Source organism: Kitasatospora sp. NPDC059803 (assembly GCF_042732255.1).
GTDB lineage: Bacteria > Actinomycetota > Actinomycetes > Streptomycetales > Streptomycetaceae > Kitasatospora.
This window is the reverse complement of sequence record NZ_JBHWIJ010000573.1, coordinates 1-1,610: the sequence shown is the minus strand read 5'-3', so window position 1 is coordinate 1,610 and position 1,610 is coordinate 1. Positions and strand designations below refer to the sequence as shown.

Below are 1,610 nucleotides of genomic sequence, written 5' to 3'. Positions count from 1 at the left end.
AGAAGCGGATCTGGTCCACCATCGGACCGATCTCCTCCGAGAGGGTCAGCCCGCGCGGCTTGCCCGTGTTGCGGACCTCCGCGTCGACGAGCTCGCCGGCCCGGGCCTCCTTGATCAGCTTCCAGGCGGTCCAGATCAGGAAGGCGCCGAAGATGAAGAACACCCAGGAGAACTGGGTGACCAGCGCCGCGCCGCCGGCGATGAAGACCGCCCGCAGCACCAGCGCGATGATCACACCGAACATCAGCACGCGCTGCTGGTAGATCCTCGGCACCGCGAACTTGCCCATGATCAGGATGAAGACGAACAGGTTGTCGACACTGAGCGACTTCTCGGTGATGTAACCGGCGAAGAACTCACCGGCCGGCTGCGCGCCGGAGTGCCACCAGAGGAACCCGCCGAAGATCAGCGCCAGCACGATCCAGACCGCGGTCCAGATCCCGGCCTCCTTGATCGAGACCTCGTGCGGCTTGCGCCCTCCGATGAAGAAGTCCGCCACGATCAGTGCGATCAGCACACCGATCGTGGTGACCCACATGGTTACGGAAACGTCCACTACTGCTCCTCCGGCAGGTAGGCGAGACAGTCATCGTCACTGCCGGAGGTCTCTTCCGCCCGTCGGGCCCGCTCTCGGGGCGTCCGCACGGACCAGCGCCCCGGGGCGCCACTCGTGGGCGCCCGTGATGACGGGGACAACTGCGGGGGAATACTCCCCTCCGCTGCCATCGAGAGTAACAGGAAGCCCAAAGAAAGGTAAAGAAGGTAAAGAACCGTCAGAGATGACGTCCGGGGCGCCCGTCAGGGATGCCGCCAGGGATGCCGTCAGAGGTACGGCTCGATCGCCGGCAGCAGGTCCTGGAAGGTCCGCCCCTTGGCCGGCGCGCCGATCGCCTGCATCTCCCAGCCGCCGGCCCCGTCACGGAACACCTTCGCCATGATCTGCCCGGTGTGCGGCCCTCCCCCGGCCAGCTCGTACCGGGCCAGCTCCTCGCCCGTGGTCTCGTCCACCAGCCGGCAGTGGGCGCCCTGCACCTCCGCGAAGGTCTGCCCGGTGTACGAGCTCACCGTGAACACCACCTGGGTGATGTGCGCCGGCACGTGCAGCAGGTCCACCAGGATCGCCTCGTCGTCCTCCGTGCCGGAGCCGCCCTCCAGGTTGTCCCCGGTGTGCCGGACGGAACCGTCCGTGCTCTCCAGGTGCTGGAAGAACACCACGTCGGACGGGGTCTTCTCGGCGTACAGGAGCGCCGACGCGTCCAGGTCGATCGTCCTGGTGCGGCTGCCGAACAGGCCCCGCTTCGGCGCGGCCTGCCAGCCGAGGCCCATCCGGACCACGGTCAACGCGCCGCCCGGCCCCTTCTGGAGACTGACCCGCTGGCCCTTGGCAAGGTTCACCGACACGGCGTTGTCCTCTCTACCCGGCCACGCGGTCGCTCCCCGCGCGGCGCCACGGTGGAACACCCCGTGCCGTCCCCCGGCTGAGGCCCCCTGTTGCTGTCGCACCACCCCGTCCCGAGGTCGATGCCGCAGGCCAGCCTAGGGCCAGCGGGGCCCCGCCCCAGGCGGCGGGGGCCGCGGTGTGTGAAGGGTGAGTCCCCGCCGCGCGTGTC

Annotated in this window: 1 protein-coding gene and 1 pseudogene; both read right to left on the bottom strand. The window is 68.8% G+C overall.

What is annotated here, in order from left to right; genetic code table 11:
• Nucleotides 1–556, bottom strand: a pseudogene (locus ACFV6I_RS39585) (TerC family protein); the annotation flags it as partial.
• A 266-nt stretch (nt 557–822) separates the two neighbouring features.
• Nucleotides 823–1,401, bottom strand: coding sequence for a TerD family protein (locus tag ACFV6I_RS39580; RefSeq protein WP_063349497.1), 579 nt, complete (start codon nt 1,399–1,401; stop codon nt 823–825).
• Nucleotides 1,402–1,610: the final 209 nt, after the last annotated feature.